At 53.9% G+C, this 18,508-nt stretch carries 18 protein-coding genes, 1 tRNA gene and 4 pseudogenes; 9 read left to right on the top strand and 14 right to left on the bottom strand.

The annotated features are described in order from the left end of the window. The gene (locus tag JCM13583_RS02565) at positions 1-570 is read right to left on the bottom strand and encodes a hypothetical protein (RefSeq protein WP_162509256.1); all 570 of its coding nucleotides are present in this window, start codon (positions 568-570) and stop codon (positions 1-3) included. A gap of 163 nt (positions 571-733) precedes the next feature. On the opposite strand from JCM13583_RS02565, the gene JCM13583_RS02560 reads away from it, so the two are divergent. Next, positions 734-810 (top strand) — tRNA-Pro (locus JCM13583_RS02560). A 532-nt stretch (positions 811-1,342) separates the two neighbouring features. On the opposite strand, the gene JCM13583_RS02555 is transcribed toward JCM13583_RS02560, so the two are convergent. After that, complete coding sequence (locus JCM13583_RS02555; protein ID WP_075056585.1) at positions 1,343-2,032, bottom strand: hypothetical protein; 690 nt, start codon at positions 2,030-2,032, stop codon at positions 1,343-1,345. Continuing rightward, positions 2,029-3,201 (bottom strand): CRISPR-associated endonuclease Cas1, encoded by a 1,173-nt coding sequence (gene cas1, locus JCM13583_RS02550; RefSeq protein ID WP_075056584.1) that lies wholly within the window; start codon positions 3,199-3,201, stop codon positions 2,029-2,031. Before cas1 ends, JCM13583_RS02555 begins: the two co-directional genes overlap by 4 nt. Positions 3,202-3,568: 367 nt before the next feature. Here cas1 and JCM13583_RS13650 point away from each other — a divergent pair, with 367 nt between their 5' ends. Continuing rightward, entirely contained in the window at positions 3,569-3,709 is a 141-nt protein-coding gene (locus JCM13583_RS13650) for a hypothetical protein (protein WP_171823375.1), read from the top strand. A gap of 234 nt (positions 3,710-3,943) precedes the next feature. Here the strand turns inward: JCM13583_RS13650 and JCM13583_RS02545 are convergent, their stop codons facing one another. The 3 genes from JCM13583_RS02545 to JCM13583_RS13645 are packed head-to-tail and all read right to left on the bottom strand — an operon-like array spanning position 3,944 to position 4,834. Next, positions 3,944-4,180, bottom strand: coding sequence for a glycosyltransferase (locus JCM13583_RS02545; RefSeq protein ID WP_162509255.1), 237 nt, complete (start codon positions 4,178-4,180; stop codon positions 3,944-3,946). A gap of 48 nt (positions 4,181-4,228) precedes the next feature. Further along, positions 4,229-4,612 carry a glycosyltransferase gene (locus JCM13583_RS02540; RefSeq protein WP_162509254.1) on the bottom strand — a complete coding sequence of 128 codons (384 nt, stop codon included), beginning with the start codon at positions 4,610-4,612 and terminating at the stop codon, positions 4,229-4,231. 60 nt (positions 4,613-4,672) lie between these two features. Then, positions 4,673-4,834 (bottom strand): hypothetical protein, encoded by a 162-nt coding sequence (locus tag JCM13583_RS13645; protein ID WP_171823374.1) that lies wholly within the window; start codon positions 4,832-4,834, stop codon positions 4,673-4,675. A gap of 613 nt (positions 4,835-5,447) precedes the next feature. On the opposite strand from JCM13583_RS13645, the gene JCM13583_RS02535 reads away from it, so the two are divergent. The 7 genes from JCM13583_RS02535 to JCM13583_RS02505 all read left to right on the top strand — a co-directional run bounded on the left by JCM13583_RS02535 (position 5,448) and on the right by JCM13583_RS02505 (position 9,682). Beyond that, positions 5,448-5,906: a hypothetical protein gene (locus JCM13583_RS02535; protein ID WP_162509253.1), complete on the top strand. Its 459-nt coding sequence runs from the start codon at positions 5,448-5,450 to the stop codon at positions 5,904-5,906. A gap of 721 nt (positions 5,907-6,627) precedes the next feature. Further along, entirely contained in the window at positions 6,628-7,104 is a 477-nt protein-coding gene (locus JCM13583_RS02525) for a hypothetical protein (RefSeq protein WP_075056579.1), read from the top strand. Next, positions 7,008-7,514, top strand: a complete 507-nt coding sequence (locus JCM13583_RS02520) for a hypothetical protein (RefSeq protein WP_171823373.1) — start codon at positions 7,008-7,010, stop codon at positions 7,512-7,514. The genes JCM13583_RS02525 and JCM13583_RS02520 overlap by 97 nt, the downstream gene beginning before the upstream one ends. After that, complete coding sequence (locus JCM13583_RS02515; RefSeq protein ID WP_171823372.1) at positions 7,490-7,768, top strand: hypothetical protein; 279 nt, start codon at positions 7,490-7,492, stop codon at positions 7,766-7,768. The genes JCM13583_RS02520 and JCM13583_RS02515 overlap by 25 nt, the downstream gene beginning before the upstream one ends. Positions 7,769-7,932: 164 nt before the next feature. Beyond that, entirely contained in the window at positions 7,933-8,196 is a 264-nt protein-coding gene (locus JCM13583_RS02510; protein ID WP_075056576.1) for a hypothetical protein, read from the top strand. Further along, positions 8,169-8,309, top strand: coding sequence for a hypothetical protein (locus JCM13583_RS13640; RefSeq protein WP_171823371.1), 141 nt, complete (start codon positions 8,169-8,171; stop codon positions 8,307-8,309). Before JCM13583_RS02510 ends, JCM13583_RS13640 begins: the two co-directional genes overlap by 28 nt. Further along, positions 8,309-9,682: a hypothetical protein gene (locus JCM13583_RS02505; RefSeq protein ID WP_075056575.1), complete on the top strand. Its 1,374-nt coding sequence runs from the start codon at positions 8,309-8,311 to the stop codon at positions 9,680-9,682. The genes JCM13583_RS13640 and JCM13583_RS02505 overlap by 1 nt, the downstream gene beginning before the upstream one ends. Here JCM13583_RS02505 and glgX read toward each other — a convergent pair. From glgX to glgB, 8 genes and pseudogenes are all read right to left on the bottom strand, one after another. Further along, positions 9,576-11,724: pseudogene (glgX, locus tag JCM13583_RS02500) on the bottom strand (glycogen debranching protein GlgX). The gene JCM13583_RS02505 and the pseudogene glgX sit on opposite strands and share 107 nt — an antisense overlap. 36 nt (positions 11,725-11,760) lie before the next feature. Then, on the bottom strand, positions 11,761-12,075 hold the full coding sequence (locus tag JCM13583_RS02495) for a hypothetical protein (protein WP_075056574.1): 315 nt from the start codon (positions 12,073-12,075) through the stop codon (positions 11,761-11,763). Between the two features lie 45 nt (positions 12,076-12,120). Next, positions 12,121-12,495 (bottom strand): hypothetical protein, encoded by a 375-nt coding sequence (locus JCM13583_RS02490; RefSeq protein ID WP_075056573.1) that lies wholly within the window; start codon positions 12,493-12,495, stop codon positions 12,121-12,123. 119 nt (positions 12,496-12,614) lie between these two features. After that, entirely contained in the window at positions 12,615-12,824 is a 210-nt protein-coding gene (locus JCM13583_RS02485) for a hypothetical protein (RefSeq protein WP_162509251.1), read from the bottom strand. Further along, positions 12,797-12,967: a hypothetical protein gene (locus JCM13583_RS13635; RefSeq protein WP_171823370.1), complete on the bottom strand. Its 171-nt coding sequence runs from the start codon at positions 12,965-12,967 to the stop codon at positions 12,797-12,799. Before JCM13583_RS13635 ends, JCM13583_RS02485 begins: the two co-directional genes overlap by 28 nt. 87 nt (positions 12,968-13,054) lie before the next feature. Continuing rightward, positions 13,055-14,739 (bottom strand): annotated as a pseudogene (treS, locus tag JCM13583_RS02480) (maltose alpha-D-glucosyltransferase). Beyond that, positions 14,736-16,684, bottom strand: a pseudogene (locus tag JCM13583_RS02475) (DUF3416 domain-containing protein). The pseudogenes treS and JCM13583_RS02475 overlap by 4 nt, the downstream one beginning before the upstream one ends. Beyond that, positions 16,680-18,491: pseudogene (glgB, locus tag JCM13583_RS02470) on the bottom strand (1,4-alpha-glucan branching protein GlgB). The pseudogenes JCM13583_RS02475 and glgB overlap by 5 nt, the downstream one beginning before the upstream one ends. Positions 18,492-18,508 lie beyond the last annotated feature (17 nt).

Genomic DNA, 18,508 nt, shown 5'->3' with positions numbered 1-18,508 from the left:
TCATGTTGAGGTTCTGCAGGAAAGCGGCCTCGTAGCTGTTGTTCCCATTAAACCAGAGGCCTTTGCCGCAAGGGAGATCGATGAGTTGCTGAACCCGTACTTTGACCACTCGGTGTAGAATGTGTGGGGGGGGAACGTGAAGAGGTAGTTGGAATTGCTCTGGACTTCACCATATGTCTCCTTGATGAGGGACAGGGCCTTTCCAGAGAGGTACTTGTCTATAAGCGAGGCGTAAGCGGAGTACACTGACGTGGAATGTGAGTAATGGGGCACTCCTGATGCCTGTAAGGCACTCTGCAACTGCAGGACGCGCTGTGCTGTTGAGTTTGCCCATACGGAAGACCAGGAGCTTTCCTGTATCACAACGATGAGCGATGAGTTATTCGAGACATCTGAGGAGATTATCCTCTGGGCCTGGGCAGATTCGGATTTGCTGTTGACCACCACCTGGTTCGAATAGTTGATGTAGTGTGACGAATCGAGAACTGCAGGCGTTATCGCCAGCACTATGACTACCCATATTACAATAATCGGTATTCTCCTGCGAATTAACTTTCTCACAGGCTGCATGCCAGTTGGGAGATTGGACACAATTATAACGCTGCATCAAAATGCTCTTTACAGAATGCACCAGGCATGCCTGGGTCAGAACGTACTTCTGTGGTTAAGGCCATCCCAAGCAAGGTGTAGTATCAGAAAGTAAGAAATACGGATCCGCAATTACAGGATAGCAGGGTCCGTGGGGGGGTAGCCTGGCCATCCTTCCAGCTTCGGGAGTTGGAAACTCCGGTTCAAATCCGGACGGGCCCATTTAAATTATGGGGGGGATATAGATAAGGCTGAAAAAAGTTGACGTTTTTATCATAAATATGTTTTTTTGATATATTAATAATTGAAATTTATTTTCAGAAAATTTGCCTTAAAGTCGGGCATATTAGACTATTTGGGTCAAATGTAAAGTTGTGTCAATGTTAAAATTTACCAATGTTTTATATGTCTAACGTTTGACATTTACAAGTTAATTTTTTTAACTTTTTGTGTTTACCAATCTGCTAACGTTATACAATGTTAAGAGAATTTTAACGATCTTAACCCTTGGATTCAGATGCTTTCCACTCTTTATCTTTGCTTTTATTTTGTAGAGGGCTTGTCGTGATATTCCCATATCCCTGACATCCTTAGGCCTCTATGATAAAATCCATTCATAGAATTCCTTGATATTTTCGTATTCAAGGTATGAATCATCATCTATACCAATAACCCGAGTCTCGTCCAAATTGTTTGATTCTGTGTTTCAAGCTCTGGCACAGCCGAGTTATTGAAAAGTTCTAAAGAATTACCATTACTTCTCTATCAAGAAAGCAACTTGGTTAGCAAGCCAACCATTAAATGGTACTTTAGAGACCATTTTGAATTCTCTATAAAAAGCTGTCTTATAGTCTATGAATGCCTTAAATTCACCGGTTGGTGCACTAAACTCATCAAACATCAAAACATCTCCTTTTTCTAAAAAAGGGTCTAGTGAAGTTAAAACATATAATGTGCTCGAAAATAAATCTGCGTCAAGATGAACAACTATTCTCTGTATCCTTCGAAAAGATTTTAGGAACGGGCGTAGGGTATTTTGGAATAAACCTTTAACCATCTTAACTCTTGAATCATCGATATGTGGAATATTTCCGTTCAAGTTAAATTCACCTCTCCTCATTGTATATGTCCAATCCTCAGGCAACCCTTCAAATGAATCAAAGCCATAGAATCTGCTAACTGGATTTTTGTTTAAAGAAGACCATTCCCTAATGGAATCCCCCCCTTTATAGACACCAAATTCAAGGTAATCAATCGGGTCTTCTTTGATTACTTTATCGTTGATGTACTTGAAATGCTCATGCCTATCATTGAAACTTGGGCAATTCTTATTTTCATCAAAGAATTTTTTTAATAACGGATTCAAATTTAAATTCTCAATTGTAAAACTATGCTTCCACCATAAGATAGGGCTAATCCTCTGAATTGATTGATATATGCTCATTCTATCTTCACCTTTGTCTTGTTATAGAGTTTAATGGTCTTACCCTCTTTAATCTTTCTTTGCTGATACCAGAGAGTTGATTTATTAATTTTCAAGGCTTTCCTTTTTTCAGGATCAATTGACATAATCTTATCCTGCATATCGATAGTATCATTTCTTGAGATTTCAATATCAGGTATCCTGAAATCCAACGTTTTTATTTTTCCAGATACGTATCTGCTCAATTCCCTAACATTCTCAAACATTATGTTATCAAGCGTGTGCTGTTTATTCCTGAATTCATAACGCTTGTTGAAGTTGTCCTTAATTTTTTCAATCAGCCGTTTAGCGGTGTTTGGCTTCAATCTGATATGGTAATTCTCGGTTGTTATGAAATCCGATCTCTTCAATTTTGTTTCCAGTAATTCGATAACAGAATAATCAACAACATACCTGAACAATTCCTGTAAATCGTAGACAAGAGGATGCTTGGACGGCGCTATCTCATGAAGATATCCGATAGAGACATCAAGCCCTATTGTATTGATATCTTTCCTTACCATTGATTCTAATATCGCATATCCATAATTCAGTAAAGCGTTGACTGGATCGGACGCATTCATATTCCACGAGTATGATAGGTTTTTCCTTGACTGAAAATTGAAATCTTTTGCCAGAGAATTGAATATCTTGGATAACTCAGTCCAGTAAGCCGATGCAATGCGTCCCTCATACATCATAAGACCGTTTATGTTATCATAATCCACTCTTTGAATTTCCCTGTTTATTGCTGTTAAATCGATATCATAGAATTTTGATAATGCCTTAATCAAGCCTAATGAGGACTTGACCTTTTGTTTCACGATCTGACTGGCTATGTATAACCTCGATTCAGGATCATGGTATTTTTCATATTGCTTCATTTTCAGATCGGCATTAAGTGTTTCCTGAGGTTGTGTTACGGATAATAAATTTCCATTCCAGTTCAATAACGCTATTGAAACATCGTGCTTTGAAAGCCATCTCATCGCTTCAAAGCTGATCGAACCGTAATGACCGTCAATTATGATTGAATCATAAGGTATCCGGTGAGGTTCTAAGTCTTTTATGAAATCTTTCTGCTTTATGATAAGATGTGCTTTATTCACCTCTATTGAAATGCCAAAGCCGGATAACAGTAAGGGATTCATCGGATCACCTTTGGTAAAAGTATTTCCTTCAATACTGAATTTGAATATCCGTTTTCAGCAACATTGCCATTGAAGGAATCAACAATAAAATACGATCTAAGTATCGTTAAAAGAGGATTGTCATTCAAGACATTTTTGAAGTTTAATATTCCAGTAATAAATGACATCGGATTTTATGATTACACATTCGGGAACACACATTGCATTCCCACAATAGATACGAATAGGATGAGGGGCACGTACCTGAACGGTTATCTGTTTACAGGAAGATAGGCATAGATCTGAGGAAGGAATACCCTCCTCTTCACTCGCTCAGGTGGGAAATAGAACGCACTTTCTCCCTACTTGAAGGCATAATGGGTATGGAGTGAACACCTGGCATGTTAAGGACAGGGGGGGTTACGGAACATCACTCCGACTAAAGGCAATTGCTTACAACTTCATGACCATATCAAACATGAAGAGAGGAGAAAGACTAATGGAGGTAATGGAGATCGTCGTTTGCTGAAGGATGAGACACCCTAAGGGTGTCTCATCTTATGTCTGTCAGCGATTTAGCGTCACCATATCTCTCTCCTATCGATCTGATGCTTGATATCACAGCAAGGATGTATACGATCCCCCCCTCATAGAAATCTACAGTGTTAGGGTCCCGCTCAACCCCCCCGCCTGATGTTCTTAGGCACTCGTCGAGCCATCTGGGAAATGTGAGACACCCTATTGATTCAAACTTGTTCACCAACTAAACTCTGTTCTCTAAAGCATACTCGATTCCGTCCAGTATGCTCCTTTCATCTTTCTTCACGAAGACGCCTGCCTCAACCAGGGTCTCCCTGAAGACAGCTATATCGCTCACAACAGCTGGTGTTCCACAGAACAGAGCTTCTAGAGGTGGATAACCAAACCCCTCAAAATCAGAAAGCCTAATCAACACTGACGCCCTGTTATATAGCTTTGCGAGTTCCTCGTGCGGGATCAGGTCTTAATTTTCATCTGCCACAACATCTCTGCCTACGTGAATGTGGTATTACTTTCGCTTGATGGCCTTGTTAACAATAGAGTTGTTATTATGAGTCCAGTCACCCACATTAAGGACAGTCTTTTCTTCCTTGTCGATTCCCTCAATCTTCTTAAACACGGGGTCTATGTAATGGTATATTACTGTGAAATTCTCTTCCCTGTATCCATCCTTAATAAGCTCTTCCTTCGTCTGCTCTGATATAGAAATCACATTACTGAAGCTGGCATACTTCCTGACGATCTTTGACGTCAGCCTAATCAGCCATGAGTTGTTCCACTTGAAATATGTATCGTGCAGCGTAACAACGCTCTTAGCCCTGTATTCCGTTCCAATGAAGAAAAATGGAGTAAGCACATGTGGGGGGGACTTTCCCTTATAGTATTTCTTCATGAGAGACCTAAAGGTAAAGAGGTTTAGTAGGTAGCCGTTTGTCAATGGTGGAAAATAGCCTTACACCTTTTCTCCAGGATAATCCATGTCCCAGTAACGCTTATCCGTAACGAGTGAGACTACGTTCTTTCCTAGAATGGCCTGCATCCTCCCAGCGAATTCCCCCCCTATACCGCGAGCAGTTGGCACGTTGTTCAGGCCGGCAATTTTGTCTATGCCCACCGTCGCAGCCTAGGATCAACTTTGCATGTTATAAAGATTAGAAAATTCGGTGCTTCTGGAGTTTCATAAATGCAAGGCAGGCCACGGCAAAACGCGGCATGTTAAGGCCAGAAATCAAGTGTAGGCCACTCCAAACAAAGCAATCTTTGTTGACGTCAAGCAATAAAAGAGAAAAATGCGCACTTTATCCACAACCTCTCCTTTGGATCCTGAAAAAGATCGCTATATACGGATCCGATTTACTATCAAGTAATAGTGTTAAGTTCGAACGCAATCTAGAGTCTAGTAACCTAGGCATATCTATTTGAGCACAGTTCCAAAGAACGCCTGATAGTCTGAACCTCATGGCCCCCCCTTGGGCGAATAATAACACGAAATCAGAACGGCCCTACTAGCTGTCTACTGTTATTTCTCATAGATTTTTTCTTTGGGATTCTTAAATCACTGCTCTATTGAGCACATATTGTCTCCAATGGCCTTTGACTTTGTGGTTTAAGTTATAGTGGGTGAGGATGCCACTGAACCTATTTTATATCGGTTTTCCTATGGGCCAACACGATCAACTTCTTCTTTTGACCCTTAGTGACTTTGGCTGAAAGGTTTTACACGATGAATCCCTCTCTGTACCGTGCCGGAAATCACGTCCACTTACAGGCTCCAGCTCAGCGGCAGCTTCCGCTTCGGTGACGCACTGAAGGCACTCGATTACATCAAAGGTCTGGGGATATCGCACCTGTACCTCTCACCTATCACCGAGGCAAGGAAGGGCAGCAGCCACTTCTACGATGTTGTGGACTACTCGAAGGTAAGCGAGCAGCTGGGTGGTGAAAGGGATCTAATTTCGCTCTCCAGGGCCTGCCAGTCCGGGGGTATGGGCATAATCATTGACTTTGTTCCGAACCACATGGCCTACAGCCGGAGAACGTGTTCCTCAGGGACTTCATGGTCAACGGCTTCGCCTCCAGGTACTCAACATACCTTGACCTCAGGCACAGTGGCCAGGAGGACTGGAAGGTCGCCTTTCCGTTCCTCCCTGAACCCTACGATGCCTGCCTGGAAAAGGGCACACTAACCTTCGTTGCAGGTGACAGCCCGGGCCTCGTAACCCCCTCAGGTACATGGCCTGTGCCCAGGGATGTGGCCGGGGGGGAGCTGAAGAACTTCCCTAGGAGGGGGGGTGATGGGACAATCGAAGCGAACAAAACAGAGAAGCACAGGCTCGTGAGGATGCTCAACATGCACCCCATGTACTGGCGCTACGGGAACGCACAGATCAACTACAGGCGCTTCTTCATGGTCAACGACCTCATTGCCGTGAGGCAGGAGAACGAGAACGCTTTCAGGGATACCCATGCGCTCCTGTTCCGCCTTGCCTCCGAGGGCATAATAGATGGCGTGAGGATCGACCACATAGACGGCCTCTATGACCCGACAGGCTACCTCCAGTCCATTCGCTCGAGGCTCGGCGGACTGAAGGTCTATGTGGAGAAGGTCCTGTCACGGAACGAGGCCCTGCACCCCGACTGGCCCGTGGAGGGCACCACCGGCTACGACTTCATGTACGCGCTGGACTCATTTCTGGTCAGCAACGATGGGTTCTCACAGGTACTGCGCACTTACCTGGGCCTCACGGGCCAGGCCAGCTTCGGGAAGGTGGTGGAGGAGTGCAAGCTCGCTAACATAGAAGGGGGCCTCCGGCCCGATGTGGACTTCGTCTCGTCCACGCTAAAGAAGGCCATGGAGGGCTATCCCGAAGCCTACGACGCCCCCCCCTTGAGGAGTACAAGAAGTTCGTGGTCGAGTTCCTTGTAAGGGCAGGGAGGTACAGGTATTACCTGAGCGGTAGGGTGTCTTCAGAGATACAGGAGATAATGGAACAGATACCCGGCCAGGTATCACGGGTCATAAGTGAGCACCTGGGCGACAGGAGGCTCGTTGATGCCGTGAGGAGGCTGCAGCAGCTCTGTGTCTCCTGCCACGCAAAATCTGTTGAGGACATGGCCTTCTACAGGTACACGCCACTCATCTCAATATGCGAGGTGGGCCATGACCCGTCACACCCGGCCTCATCGCATGAAGAGTTCACCAGGTTCATTGAGGGCCGCTCCAGGTGGCCCCCCCTTTCCATGAACGCAACATCCACGCACGACACCAAGCTGGGCGAGGACCTGAGGTGGAGGGTCACGGCCATATCCTACTTTGCCGACGAGTACACAGCGCACCTCTCAGGTATGCAAGGACGTTCCCTGACGTTAGGGCCGAGCACCTGAGCGCTGCGCTCCAGCTGGCCATCGCGCTCCACGGAAACGGGCATGTCTATGAAAGGCTCACTGCCCACCTGACGAAGGCCATGAGGGAGAGCTCCCTGGTCACATCATGGGAGACACCGGACACCGGTTATGAAAGCAGGGTCACAGGGATAGCGAGGGAAATGATGGAAGATGGTGGCCTGGGGGGGGCGATCTCGGAGAAGGTCAGGCTGCTTGCAAACGAGATATCGCTCTTCGCAACAGCATGCAAGGTCATATGCCCGGGCGTCCCTGACTTCTACCAGGGCTCCGAGGTGGGGGGAACTTCAGCTTCGTTGACCCTGACAACAGGAGGCAGATGGACTTTGAGGCCCTGGGGGGGCAGGGCAGGAGGGAGGGAGAGGAGGTGCCATGGAAGCAGGAAATGGTGAGGAAATCCCTCTCACTCTTCAGGAACGGCAGGGGGGGTTCGGTGAGGCTCCTGGGCGCATTCAAGGACAGCGGGAGGCTGTGGGTACACTCCACCGACGGTTCTGTGGAGGCCTTTGCCCTCCTCTCCGTCTGCGGCTCAGAGGTGCAGCTGCCGCCAGGGAATTGGAGGAGCATGAGGGACGGAAACATATATGCCGGGATGTATTCACCCGGCAGGACCTATGCTGACCTGCTCTGGAGGGAACTGAATTGAGGCTTCCAAGGGAGATAGCAAAGGAACTCGGGGGGGCCAGGAGGGACGGCCAGGACATCAGGATAACGGTCTGGGCGCCCCCTCCAGAAGGAGATGAAGGTAGAGGTTGACGGCAATCTATATGCAATGGAGAGGGGGGGCGAGTACGGCACCTTCATGTTGACGTGCCTGGCGACTCGAAGCAGTACCTCTATGTGCTCCAGGACGGGTCGAAGGTACCGGACCCTCTGTCGAGATACCAGCCGGAGGGCGTGTTCGGCCCCCCCACCGCCATGTACTTTCCCGGTCCAGAGAAGAGGGTCAGGAACCCGGAGAGGCACCTGGAGGATGCCATAATATACGAGATGCACGTGGGCACCTTCACCCCCCCGAGGGCACGTTCAGGGCAGCGGCGGAGAAGGTGGATGACCTCCTGGACCTTGGCGTGAACACCATCGAGGTCATGCCGGTGGCGGAGGCCATGGGATCCTTCAACTGGGGGTACGACGGCGTCTTTCCCTTCGCGCCAAACCACAACTACGGCACCCCCCCAGGGACTTGATGGACTTTGTGGAGCACTGCCACAGGCTGGCACTCTCCGTCATCCTGGACGTTGTATACAACCACCTCGGCCCGGTGGGCAACCACTTCTACCCCCCCCTGTGCAACATATTCTCAGAACGCTATTCCACTCCCTGGGGCAGGTGCATCAACTACGACGGCCCCCCCGGTTCTGACTTCGTCAGGGAGATATTCGCGCAGAACGTGGAGTACTGGCTTAAGACATTCAGGTTCGACGGCCTGAGGTTCGATGCCGTGCACGCGATCTTTGACAGTTCACCGAAGCACATACTCACCGAGATGACGGAGAGGGCGAACAGGGTTGCGCAGGAGGAGGGCCGCGTGGTCGTGCTCATAGCGGAGAGCGACCTGAACGACCCGAGGGTCGTATCGCCGGGGCCCTACGGCTACGGCTTCGATGGGCAGTGGAGCGACGACTTCCACCATGCACTGCATGCGGTAATGACAGGCGAGAACAACGGCTACTACTCCGACTTCGGGAGGATAGAGGACCTGGTGGACGCATACAACCATTCGTTCGTCTACAACGGCCGCTACTCCGCATACAGGCAGAAGACGCACGGGGGGGCCGATGCGTCAAGGCTTGCCAGGTGGCGCTTCGTCGTCTACATGCAGAACCACGACCAGGTGGGCAACAGGTTCAGGGGGGGCGAGAGGATGTCCACCCTGGTTGACTTCGAGACGTACAAAATAGGCGCCGTTGCAACGATAATGTCTCCGTTCACGCCCATGATCTTCATGGGTGAGGAGTACATGGAGGAGAACCCCCCCTTTCTCTTCTTCTCCGACCGCCGGACGGGAGATGAAGAAGGCCATAAGGAGGGCAGGAAAAGGGAGTTCATGGCCTTCGGCGGCACAGGTGACCTCTACGACCCCCCCACGGACGTGTCCGCTTTCCAGAGGAGCAAGCTGGACTGGCGTTCCCTCACGAAGGCGGCGAACAGCAGCTGCAGGAGGCTCTATAGCGACCTGATATCCATGAGGAGGACCATGGTGATCGGTTCGGAGTTCATAGGTGCCAGGAAGTTCGGCCAGAGGGGTGTGGTGTTCGCATACAGGCACGACGGCTACACACTCAACGTGGCCCTCTCATTCCCCCCCGGCAACGGAAGGATGCTCCTCCCCCCCCTCTCCAGGGTGCTCCTGGACACGGGGTGGAAGAAGTACGGAGGGGGGGAGAGGGAGAACACCAGGGCCGTTGAGGACTCCTCGGCCGTAATATACATGACGGAGGGGGGGCACACGCTCACATCTCCTGTATCACCGCAGCGGAATCGGCCCGCAGCAGGTAGCGGTCCTGGTAGACAGGGGGGGCAGGGTAGTACTGGAGGGAATCGCTCACAGAATCGATGAGCACCTTCCAGCCGCGCTCGCTGTGCGGGAGGTTGAACATAACATCTCTGTCGGAAGCGTTGAACAGGAGTATGAGGTCACCGTTTGTCGCCTCCTCGTCATACGGGTCCCTGACCTTACCCGAGAGGTGCACGGCCAGGTACTTCTGCTCTGCCTTTGACCAGTCCTCCTGCGTCATCTCCGTGCCGTCCGGCCTCAGCCATATTACGTCCCTGGCCCCCCCTGTGTCCGGTCGCCTCTCGCCGCTCAGGAAGTTCCTCCTCCTCAGGACGTTGTTGTTCCTCCTGAGGTGTATGACCAGCTTCACGAACTCCAGGAAGTGCTTCTTCCTCTCGTCGAGGTTCCAGTCGTACCAAGATATCTCGTTGTCCTGGCAGTAGGCGTTGTTGTTTCCCTGCTGCGTCCTCATTATCTCATCGCCTCCCAGCAGCATCGGGACGCCCTGCGAGGTGAAGAGCGTTATCATGAAGTTCTTCATCCTCCTCATCCTCTTTGCCAGGATCTCCCTGTCCTCAGTGGGCCCCTCCACGCCGAAGTTGACGCTGTAGTTGTCGTTTGTGCCGTCCTCGTTGTTGTGGCCGTTGGCCTCGTTGTGCTTCCTCTCGTAGGAGACGAGGTCGTTGAGCGTGAAGCCGTCATGGCATGTGATGTAGTTGATGCTTGAGTGCGGCCTCCTGCCGTTCTCCTCATACAGGTCAGGCGAGCCGGAGAGCCTGGTGGCGAACTCACCCATCATCCCGGGGGGGTCCCCCCTCCAGAACCTCCTCATCGAGTCCCTGTACTTTCCGTTCCACTCCGCCCAGAGCGCCGGGAACTGGCCCACCTGGTACCCGCCAGGGCCAACATCCCAGGGCTCCGCTATGAGCTTGACCCTTGATATCACAGGGTCCTGGTGCACTATGTCGAAGAAAGCAGATAGGCGGTCAACATCGAACAGCTGCCTTGCAAGCGTTGCGGCCAGGTCGAACCTGAAGCCGTCCACATGCATCTCCAGTACCCAGTACCTGAGGCTGTCCATGACCATCTGCAGCACGTAGGGGGGGTTTGAGGCGTTGAGGCTGTTCCCCCCCGTGCCGGTGAAGTCCACATAGTACCTGGGGGGGTTCTTTGGGTCTAAACGGTAGTAGGAGAGGTTGTCTATGCCCCCCCTGAAGGACAGGGTGGGGCCCAGGTGGTTGCCCTCCGCCGTGTGGTTGTATACAACGTCGAGGATGACCTCTATGCCGTTCTCATGCAGGCGCCTGACCATCTCCTTGAACTCCCTCACCGCCCCCCCGCCCGGAGACTTGTCACTGGAATACCTGAAGTCAGGGGCGAAAAAGCCTATGGTGTTGTAGCCCCAGTAGTTCCTGAGGCCCCCCCTGTCCACCAGGTACTTGTCGTCCACATGGTGGTGCACGGGCATGAGCTCCACGGAGGTGATGCCCAAGTCCTTCAGGTAAGAGATGACCCTGTCGGACGCCATTGCTTTGTATGTGCCCCCCCTGATCTCCTCCTCTATCTCCGGGTGCCTTGCGGTTATGCCTTCACGTGCGTCTCATATATGACCGTCCTTGTCCACTCGTGCCTGGGCCTCCTGTCCCCCTTCCAGTCAAAGTTCCCGTCCACGATGACGCACTTCGGCATGTTTCCGGCATCATCGGCTTCGTTGAAGGAGAGGTCTTCCCTGCTATCACCTATATTATAGCCGAAGAGGTCGTTGCTCCACTTTATCTCCGACGTTATCGACCTGGTATAGGGGGTCTATGAGGAGCTTGTTCCTGTTGAACCGCAGCCCCCCCTTCTCCGGTTCGTATGGGCCGTCCACCCTGTACCCGTACAGGGTGCCGGGGCCCAGGCCTGAGACGAAGGAGTGCCACAGGAAGGCGTCCTGTTCCCTGAACTCTATGACCTCCTTCGGGTCCCTGTCATCAGGCCTGCCATAGATCTCAAGGTAGACCGCGGTAGCATTCTCCGAGAATATTGAAAAGTTAACGCCCCCCCTCCTCCTCGGACCACGTGGGTCCGACGGGGAACGGGGAGCCCCTGCCAACCTTCAGCATATCCACCCCCCTTGCAGCTCTCGTACAATATTAAAACTATGCTATGAGGCCACCTATGTACTCTAGGGGGGGTATCTGGACCCAGTCGGGCCTGTTGTTCATCTCGTAGCTTACCTCGTAGAGCGCTTTCTCTATTGTGTAGAACCTCAGGGCTGCGGTGGCCCTCTGCTCCCCCCCCATCTCATCCACCAGTTCCGACCTGTCCATGTATTTCCTGATGAGCAGGTCGGAATGCTCCCCATACCATGCCTCCATGGAGTCCCTGTCCGCGCCACCCACCTTCCAGGCGAAAGTGGCGGCGTAGTGCAGCGAGCGCACCAGGCCAGCCAGGTCCTTCAGGGGCGAGTTCATGGCGATCCTCTCCTCCAGCGGTCTTGCCGGCTCCCCCCTCGAAGTCTATAAAGTAATACCCGTCCGGGCTGTGGAGCACCTGACCCAGGTGGAGGTCCCCCCCGTGTATCCTGCAGAACCTCGTCCCCCCAGGACGCTGGCAAGGGAACCGTCGATCGTATTCACAAGTGAGAGTGAACCCAGTACCTCAGAAGGCCTGCCCTCCTGCACCCTCTCCCTCAGTGCGGAGAGGTTCCGCATGACGGATGCCCTCAGTGTCTCTATCCTCTGCCTGGATGCCACCTCGCTCCCGGACTCCAGGAGGATGTTGTGCATCCTGGCAAGGTTCTCACCCAGGTCAGTGACATCTGCCTTCAGGCCACTGCCACTGCCTGTGAGCGTTGACGTGAACCTTGACCAGCCATCGCCGTCGTTCTCCACGAACCCTGAAGCGCTCAGGAATGTCCCCCCCTCTCGCTGCCCATAACTGCCTCAACTATCCCGATGGTTCTGGCACCCTCCTGAACCCACCTTTCCTCAGCATGAGGGGCATCTCCCAGTCAGTTGGGGGGGCCAGGGGTGAACCTCCTTATGACCTTCAGCATCACCTCCCTGCCGAAGAGGATGCTGGTGTTGCTCTGCTCCCCCCCCTGGAAGATCCTCCTCTCTCCGTACCTCCTGGGTGCGCCGCTGAACCTCCTGCCCTGGAAAACCACGCCTTCCCCCCCGGAGGCCATGTCGATCATCTGGAGCAGATGGTCCTGCACCACCTCGTCCTGTGTGCCGTCAAGGGCCTCCCCCCGTGCATCTCCACAACAGGTATCATGAGGAGCTCGCTCCTGCCGCTGTTGAAGAAATACCTGCAGCACACCACAGACCTCTCGCCATCTATCCTTACCTGCCCCCCCTCCACCGAGACCTTCGTGATCCTCTCCCTCTTGAAGGGGGTACCACCTCATCTTCGGCACCGTCTGTAAGAGGAACCTCTCCAGGCCGCCGTTCACTGTGCACCACCCTGCGTCTGCTGCAGTTCGAACCAGAAGTATGCGCGCCCGGGGGGGAGGGTGAAGAAGTACGGCAGCTCTCCTATGGGCGGGAACGGCTCCTGGGATATGGTCTCGACAGGGGGTGTAGCCCCCCCTGTACTCTTTGAGGTCAAGCTGGAGGTAGGTGGGCTTCTTGGACAGGTTGAAGAGGCAGAGCATCCTCTGCTCCCCCCCGTACTTCCTCAGGTAGGCGAGGACCCTCTCGTTGCCGCCGTGCAGGAACTCTATCTCCCCCCCGCGGCCCAGGACGAGGGAGTAGCGCTTCCTCACCCTTATTATCCTCTTAAGCCAGTTAAGGAACGATGTCTGGAGCCTGGACTGCGCCTCAACGTTGAAGGTCTCGTAGTGGTAGTTCGGGTTCGTTATGACGGGGGGGAGTAGAGCATCTCCGGGTCGCACTTGGAGAAGCCAGCGTTCCTGTCTGCGCTCCACTGCATGGGCGTCCTGACGCCGTTCCTGTCGCCCAGGTAGATGTTGTCGCCCATGTTGATCTCGTCCCCGTAATAGAGGATTGGGTTCCCAGGCAGCGTGAGGAGCATCGCGTGCAGCAGTTCCAGTGTTGCCCTGTCGTTGTCCACAAGGGGCGCGAGGCGCCTCCTTATGCCCAGGTTCAGGCGCATCCTCGGTATCTTAGCGTACTCACTGAACATTATGTCCCTCTCCTCATCGGTCACCATCTCGAGCGTGAGCTCATCATGGTTCCTGAGGAATATCATCCAGTCGCAGTTCTCAGGTATTGGCAGCGTCTGTTTTATGATGTCCTCTATGGGGGGGAAGGCGTTCTCCCTGGCCAGAGCTATGAAGATCCTGGGCATGAGGGGGGGAAGTTGAAGGCCATGTGGAACTCGTCGCCGTTCCCGAAGTACTGCTTCGCCTCCGTGGGCCACTGGTTGGCCTCGGCCAGGAGGATGCAGCCCGGGAACTCCTCATCGATCATCCTCCTGAGTTCCTTGAAGTACTGGTGCGTCTCCGGTAGGTTCTCGCAGCTGGTCCCCCCCTCCCTCTCGAACAGGTACGGGACTGCGTCGCACCTGAACCCGTCCAGGCCCATGCGGAGCCAGAAACGCACCACGTTCTTTATCTCCTCCCTCACCGCTGGGTTGTCGTAGTTCAGGTCCGGCTGGTGGCTGTAGAACCTGTGCCAGTAGTACTGCTGCGTGTTCGGTTCCCAGGTCCAGTTCGACTTCTCTGTGTCTATGAATATTATCCTCACGCCTTTGTACTTCTGGTCTGTATCGCTCCAGACGAACCAGTCATGGTACGGGCTGTCCCTGCTCTTTATGGCCTCCTGGAACCAGGGGGGGTGCTGGTCCGACACATGGTTCAGGACGAGGTCCGCGATGACCCTTATGCCCATGTCGTGCGCCTCGTCAAGGAACTTCCTGAAGTCCTGTATCGTCCCGTATTCCGGCTGTATCGAATAGTAATCGGATATATCGTACCCGTCGTCCCTCATGGGCGATTTGTAGAAGGGTAGGAGCCAGACGCAGTCTATGCCCAGGCCCTTCAGGTAATCCAGCTTCTCCCTAAGGCCGTTGAAGTCCCCTATCCCGTCGTTGTTGGAATCGTAGAAAGACTTCACGTGCAGCTCGTAGTAGACCGCATCCCTGTACCAGAGGAGGTTCGTCCTGTCTATCATGCTCTCCTCCTCAGAACGTGTGCACACCTCTCTCCTGGTGTGAGTTTCACGTAGTTGTACTCCCCCCCAACCCAGTTATAAACTTCACCACTGAGCAGGTCCTCCATCCTGTAGGGCTCGTTGAAGCCAATGCCGAACTTCCATACTGGCACCTGCACCGTTGCGGAGTGCTCCTCGAATGGGTTCACGTTCACAACCACGTAGACCCACTCATCACCGTGCCACCTGGAGTAACACACTATGTTCGGGTTGTCTGACCTGTAAAACTCCACGTTCCTGAAGAACTGCAGGGGGGGCCTGCACTCCCTCCTGATCTGGTTCAGCCTCGCTATGAAGGCGTTTATGTTCCCCGGGGGGGCACCGAAGTCCCTGGCCTTCACCTCGTACTTCTCCGAGTCCAAGTACTCCTCCGAGTTCGGCCTGGCCCTGTTCTCGCAGAGCTCGAAGCCGCTGTATATGCCCCCCCATAGCGGTGACAGCGTGGCCGCAAGCACTGCACGCATCATAAACGCTGGCCTGCCCCCCCTTCTGCAGAACGTCTGTGAGTATGTCGGGGGTGTTGGTGAAGAGCATGGGCCTGAAATGCTCCGCCACCTCGCCGCTGTTTATCTCGGTGAAGTAGTCCCTGATCTCGTAGTCATAGTTCCTCCATGTGAAGTATGTATACGACATGGAGAAGCCAACCTTCGATAACTCGTACATAATGGATGGCCTCGTGAACGCCTCTGCGAGGAATATGGCATCAGGGTACTTTTCCCTCACTTTCGCTATCAGCCACTCCCAGAAGTCTGTGGGCTTGGTGTGCGGGTTGTCGACCCTGAAGGCCCTGACGCCCTGCTCTGCCCAGAAGAGGAAGATGGAGAGCATCTCGTTCCATAGGCCCTCCCTGTCGGTGGTGTCGAAGTCAAAGGGGGGGTATATGTCGAAGTACTTCTTCGGCGGGTTCTCCGCATACCTGATCGAACCGTCCTTCCTGTGTCTGAACCACTCCGGGTGCTCCCTCACGTACGGGTGGTCGGGGGGGGAGCACTGGAGAGCGATGTCCATGGCCACCTCGAGGCCCATCGACCTCGCCTTCCTCAGAAATTCCCTGAAGTCTTCCAGTGTGCCGAGATCAGGGTTCACGCTCTTGTGCCCGCCCTCATCGCTCCCTATGGCCCACGGGCTCCCCCCCGGGTCCCCCCCGCGCGCACGGTATCACTCCGTTCTTTCCACGCCTGTTCGTCCTGCCTATCGGGTGGATCGGCGTTATGTACACTGTGTCGAAACCGAGGTCTCTGGCATGCCTGAGCATGGCCGTGCAGTCCCTGAGCGTACCGTGTTTCCCCCCCGGGTCGGAGGTGCACGAGCGGGGGAAGAACTCGTACCATGATGCGAACCTTGCCTCCTCCCTTTCCACCCTGACCCTTACGGCCTCGCCCTCCTCCAGGTGCAGCTCCTGTCGAACAGGAAAGCCGCCTCCGTCAGTCCGGGTGAGGTGGAGAGGGAAGCGATGGTGCCGTAGTCCCTGGCAACTATGGCTCCATGAGGCGCTTGAGCACCGCTGCCCTGCTGGCAGGCCTCTTCCCGAGGCCCTTGACAGTATCTCCCTGCCCTCCTCCGCGTCCATACTCACGTCCTCGCCAGAAGCGTACCACTTGGCGAAGTCCCTGGCCCATGTGAGGAGCGGGCTGTGCCACCCTGCGACCGAGAACTCGTAGTCGCTGAGCCTCTCTATCGTGAACGATGCGGTGAAGTAGTCGTCGGGCTGCGGTCTCATGCGGACCTCCTTCCACCTGCCACCGGCGGCCCTGTACCTCAGGGCTGCCAGGACAACGTCAGTGCCGTGAGAAAAGACCCTCGCCCTTACTTCAACATCCTCGCCAACGGTCCTCTTCACCGGGTACCGGTTGCACTCGACCACGGGCCATACCTGGCTTATCCTTATGGTGCCTGACAGGTCAATCCCTCCTTAGCATGATAGCGGCCAGTGGCGGCAGCGTCAGTTCAACGGACTGCCCGAAGCCGTGGAAGGGCACCCTCTCAGAGGACCGGCCGCCCATGTTGCCGGTGTTGGAGCCCCCGTAGAATGAAGAATCCGAGTTGAAGACCTCCCTGTAATACCCTGGCTCCGGTACACCGACCCTGTACCCGTGCCTGACCACCGGGGTCATGTTGAACACGCACACCACCTCATCACCCTTACCTCTCCTGATGAAGCTTATGACACTGTTGTCCCTGTCCGAGAAGTCTATCCACCTGAACCCCCCCTGGCTGTCGCAGTCGCCTGGTGCAGTGCGGGCGTCTCCCTGTAGAGGGCCAGGAGGTCCCTGACCAGGACCTGGAGGCCCCCCCTGTGCTCGGTCCTGGAGAGCAGTGCCCAGTCCACCTGCCCCCCCTTCACGTTCCACTCCGAGAACTGCCCTATCTCGTTTCCCATGAAGAGGAGTTTCTTGCCAGGGAACATGAACATGTAGGAGAGCATGAGCCTCAGATTGGCGAACTTCTGCCAGGCATCGCCTGGCATCTTGCCTATCAGTGAGCCCTTGCCGTGCACTACCTCGTCGTGGGACAGGGGCAGTATGTACCTTTCGCTGTATGCGTACCACATCTCGAAGGTCAGCCTGTCCTGCTCGTACTTCCTGTAGATGGGGTCCCTGGAGAAGTAGTCCAGGGTGTCGTGCATCCACCCCCCCATGTTCCACTTGTAGTCGAAGCCCAGGCCCCCCCTCCTCCGGTGTCCTTGTGACGCCGGGCCAGGCTGTGCTCTCCTCTGCAATGAGAACAGCATCGGGCCTGTACTGCTTCACCGCCCTGCTCAGTTCCCTGAGGAACTCTATGGCCTCAAGGTTCTCCCTCCCCCCCCGTAGCGGTTCGGTATCCACTCACCTGGCTTCCTTGAATAGTCCAGGTAGAGCATCGACGATACTGCATCGATCCTGAGTCCGTCTGCCCTGTACTCGTTGAGCCAGAATAGCGCGCTCGATATGAGGAAGTTCCGCACCTCGTTCCTGCCGTAGTTGAATATCCTGGTACCCCAGTCAGGGTGCCTGCCCAGCCTCGGGTCCTCATGGTCGTAGAGGTGCGTTCCATCGAACCTTGAGAGCGAGAAGTCATCGTCAGGGAAGTGTGCGGGGACCCAGTCCAGGATCACGCCTATGCCCTCGGAGTGCAGCCGGTCTATGAGCCTCTTCAGCCCCCCCACAGGATCGCCGTACCTGGCGCTCGGCGCATAGTACGAGGTGACCTGGTAACCCCCCCAGGACTCGTCAAGGGGGTGCTCCATGAGGGGCAGGAACTCCACATGCGTGAAGCCCATGCTCTTCACGTACCTGCACAGGTCCTCTGCTATACTGTCGTATGAAAGGAAGTCGTTGGGCCGGGCAGGGTCGCGCTTCCAGGAGCCCAGGTGCACCTCGTAGACGGCCATGGGCCTTGAAGCATCAGACTGCTCACCCCCCCTGAAGCTGCTCCTCCACTCATAGTCCAGGGAGGCGACCACTGAACCGGTGTTCGGCCTCTTCTCTGTCCTGAAGGCGTACGGGTCCGCCTTCTCCTTTACCGTGCCGTCCCTCCAGCGCACGGCGTACTTGTATACCTCACCCTCACCGATCCCGGGCACGAAGAGTTCCCATATGCCCGAGTCCTGTACGTTCACCATGGGGGTGCGCCCCCCCGTGCTTCCAGTGGTTGAAGTTCCCGATCACGGACACCGCCCTGGCGTTCGGCGCCCACACGGCAAACCTCACGCCCTCGACGCCCTCTATCGTCATGATGTGGGCACCCAGGT

The sequence above is a fragment of the Thermogymnomonas acidicola JCM 13583 genome (assembly GCF_001316105.1).
Lineage (GTDB): Archaea > Thermoplasmatota > Thermoplasmata > Thermoplasmatales > Thermoplasmataceae > Thermogymnomonas > Thermogymnomonas acidicola.
This window is presented reverse-complemented; position numbering and strand designations above follow the sequence as displayed.